Origin of the sequence: Burkholderia sp. Tr-862 (assembly GCF_011753085.1) — a bacterium.
Lineage (GTDB): Bacteria > Pseudomonadota > Gammaproteobacteria > Burkholderiales > Burkholderiaceae > Burkholderia > Burkholderia ambifaria.
Genome location: NZ_VWWG01000301.1, coordinates 1 through 3,483, shown reverse-complemented (window position 1 = coordinate 3,483; position 3,483 = coordinate 1). Strand labels below are relative to the sequence as shown.

Annotated in this window: 3 protein-coding genes and 1 pseudogene; all 4 read right to left on the bottom strand. The window is 70.2% G+C overall.

Going from position 1 to position 3,483, the window contains the following annotated elements:
- The coding region (locus tag F3J14_RS34110; protein ID WP_166726652.1) for a DHA2 family efflux MFS transporter permease subunit at window positions 1-1,248 on the bottom strand (1,248 nt) is incomplete at its 3' end.
- Between the two features lie 123 nt (window positions 1,249-1,371).
- Window positions 1,372-2,106 carry a DsbA family oxidoreductase gene (locus F3J14_RS34105; protein ID WP_166726651.1) on the bottom strand — a complete coding sequence of 245 codons (735 nt, stop codon included), beginning with the start codon at window positions 2,104-2,106 and terminating at the stop codon, window positions 1,372-1,374.
- 72 nt (window positions 2,107-2,178) lie between these two features.
- Entirely contained in the window at window positions 2,179-2,973 is a 795-nt protein-coding gene (locus F3J14_RS34100; protein ID WP_166726650.1) for a PAS domain-containing protein, read from the bottom strand.
- Window positions 2,970-3,483: pseudogene (locus F3J14_RS34095) on the bottom strand (ornithine cyclodeaminase family protein); the annotation flags it as partial. The pseudogene F3J14_RS34095 and the gene F3J14_RS34100, both read right to left, overlap by 4 nt.

Here is a 3,483-nt window from a genome sequence, read left to right as displayed (position 1 = left end):
GAGCACGGCGAGGCCGAGCGCGCCGCCCATCATGAATGCGGTGTTGACGATGCCCGACGCGAGCCCCGAATCGGCCGGGTCGACGTCGCTCATCGCGGCGAGCAGCACCGGATTGAACGCAACGCCCGCGCCGATGCCGAGCAGCGTCATGCCGGGCAGCACGTGCCAGACGAAGCTGCCGTCCGCCGGCGCGCGCGAGAACAGCGCGAGGCCGCACGCGGCGATCAGCAGGCCGGCCGTGATCGGGCCGCGGATCCCGAAGCGCATCACGATCCGCGCCGACAGCCCGAGCGAGAACGCGGCCATGATCAGGTTGGCCGGCAGGAACGCGAGCCCGACCTGCAGCGGCCCATAGCCGAGCACGCGCTGCATGTAGAGCACCGACAGGAAGAACCACGCGAACATCGCGGCGGCCCACAGCACGCCGATCACGTTCGCGAGCGCGACGTTGCGCGCGGCGAACAGCGAGAGTGGCATCAGCGGATGCGCGACGCGCGCCTCGATCGCGATGAACAGCGCGAGCAGCACGACGGCTGCGGCGATCAGCACGACGGTCCGGGTCGACAGCCAGCCGGCCTCGTTGCCGCCGACGATCCCGTAGACCGCGAGCATCAGCGACACGGTCACGGTGATCGCGCCCGCGACGTCGAGCCGCGCGGTGCCGGCCGGCGCGCGCATGCGCGGCAGCAGCGCGACGCACATCGCATAGACCGCGATGCCGATCGGCAGGTTGACGAGAAAGATCCAGTGCCACGAAAGCGTGCTGGTCAGCAGCCCGCCGAGCAGCACGCCGATGCTGCCGCCACCCGCGCAGACGAAGCCGTAGACGCCCATCGCGCGTGCCCGTTCGCCTGGTTCGGTGAAGAGATTCATGATCAGCGACAGCGACACGGCCGACACGATCGCGCCGCCGAAACCCTGCACCGCGCGCGCGGCGATCAGCATCGCCTGCGATTGCGCGAGGCCGCAGGCGAGCGACGCGAGCGTGAACACGACGAGGCCGGCGAGGAACATGCGCCGCTGGCCGTACAGGTCGCCGAGCCGGCCGCCGAGCAGCAGGCAGCCGCCGAACGTCAGCAGGTACGCGTTCACGACCCACACGAGGGCCGTCTCGGTGAAGTGGAGGTCGGTGCTGATCGACGGCAGCGCCACGTTCACGATCGTGCTGTCGAGCACGATCATCAGCACGCCGAGGCAGAGGACGATCAGCGCGTACCAGCGCTTCTCGCCATGGATCCCGTGGGTCATGGGCCGGCAGCCTTCTGATAGATATTTGAAAGGCTGCATTGTAGACATCATTCGTGCGCGCTTCCTGCCGGTTTGTGGCAGGAGCGACACGTAGCGGTCGCGCGTGTCGCGCGGCGCCGGAGGTCAGCCGCGCGGCGGCAGTTCGCAGCCGTCGGGGCCGCACGCGGCCGCGTCGTCGCCGGCGAATTCGACGATCGCGCCGTCGCGCCACGCCTGCTCGAGTGCCTGCGCGAACGCGTCGGCCGGCTGCGCGCCCGACACCGCGTAGCGGCCGCCGAACACGAACAGCGGCACGCCGCGTCCGCCGATCTGCGCGGCCCGCGCGATGTCGGCCTCGACTTCGTCGCGGTATGCGTCGCTGCGTAGCACGGCTTCGACGGCCGAGCGCTCGAGCCCCGCTTCGACCGCGAAGTCGATCAGCGCCGCGTGGTCGAACAGCGAGCCGTGCTCGCAGAAATACGCGCGGTACAGGCGTTCGGTCAGCGCATGGGCGCGGCCGGTCGCTTCCGCGAGCTTCACGAGCCGGTGAGCGTCGAGCGTGTCGCCGACGGACGTGCCGGGCAGGTCGTAGCGGAGCCCGACGCTCGCGGCCGCGTCGGTCACCTGGCGCAGCATCTGGTCGACCTGCGCGGGCGACATCCGGTACTTGCCCGCGAGCATCGCCTCGACCGGCTCGACCGGCTGGCCCGGCATCAGCCGGTACGCGCGCAGCACGACGTCGACGTGCTCGGCGTGCGCGAACGCGGCGAGCGCCTCGTCGAAGCGGCGCTTGCCGATCCAGCACCACGGGCAGATCAGGTCGGACCAGATCTCGACGGTCAGGGTGGGACGGGCAGTCGGGGCAGGGGTGGTCGTCATGGGCGGTAGGGCGGCAAATAAATGTAACCGCGACTATATCACTTTATGTTGCGACGCTTCGGAGCGCGCCCCTTACGCGTCGCCCTGCGTTTCCTTCAGATGCTTCAGGTGCTTGTAGACGGTTGCGCGCCCCATCCCGAGCACGTTCGCGACGTAGTTCGCGGCGCTCTTGCCGCGGAACGCGCCTTCCGCGTGCAGCGCCTCGACGAGTTCGCGCCGGTGCTCGCGCGTGAGGCCGTTCAGGCCAACCTGCCGTTCGCGCAGCCAGCCGTGCAGGAACGTGTTGATGCGCTCCTGCCAGTCGTCGCGGAACAGTTCGTCGGGCTGCGCGACGATGCCCGCGCCCTTGATGAACACGTCGAGCGTCGCGCGGACGTCGTCGAACACCGCGATGTTGAAGTTGATGCACATCATCCCGACCGGGCGGCCTTCGTCGTCGAACAGCACGTTGCTCACGCAGCGCATCCGCCGGCCGTCCCAGTTCAGCTTCTCGTACGGGCCGATCACGCGCTCGCGCGCCGAATGATCGATTTCCTCGAGCGCCGAGTCGTCGCCGACCTCGCGCTTCGACAGGTTGTTCGCGAGGTACAGCACGGTCTGGTCGTGCAGGTCGTGGATCACGACTTCCGCGTACGGGAAGAACAGCGCCGCGATGCCATCGGCGATCGGCGCATAGCGGGTGAGCAGCAGGTCTTTGACGGGGGATTGCTTCTTGCGCATCGGAATCGCCATCTCGGGTGAGCGGGGGCCGGGCGGTGCGTCGGCGCGGCGCGCCGGCGTACCGTCGACCGGCATGTCCGTGCGCCCGCGCGCTGCCGCCGCGGCGGTTGCGCCATTGTATCGGCCCCGCGTGCGCGTGCTGCTCATGCGCGCGTCAGATGCGTGTACAGCGCGTGCGCGATCGCGATGTCCTCGAGGCCGAGGCCGATCGAGCGGAAGAACGCGTGACGCGTGCGCGACGGTGCCGCGCAGGTGCCGGCGACGAGCGCGGGCAGGTCGCCGACGATCTGCTCGGGCGTCCAGCCGTGCGCGGCCGCCGCGATCTGCATCTCGCCCGCGCTGGCGGGCGTCGTGTGGCGGTAGTCGCAATACACGTCCATGTCGGGCAGCCACGCGGGCGGGATCTCGTGCGCGCGCGCGACGTTGGTGCTGATCGACGTGACGAGCGCGGGGCGCGTGAGCACGCCGTCCGCGAGCACCGGCGTGCCCGACGACGTGCACAGCATCACGACGTCGGCGTCGCGCACGCACGCGTCGACGCTGGCGGCCGGGCGGGCGCGCGGATCGATCTGCGCGAGCGTCGCCTGCAGCGCAGGGTCGCCGGCGAGCGCGGGCGAATGAACGCTGATCGATGCCCAGTCGCGCAGTGCCGCGGCG

What these genes read in the sequence shown, in the direction of transcription:
- F3J14_RS34105 (WP_166726651.1), bottom strand. Translation starts at nt 2,106, where the DNA reads ATGACGACCACCCCTGCCCCGACTGCCCGTCCCACCCTGACCGTCGAG.
- F3J14_RS34100 (WP_166726650.1), bottom strand. Translation starts at nt 2,973, where the DNA reads ATGAGCAGCACGCGCACGCGGGGCCGATACAATGGCGCAACCGCCGCG.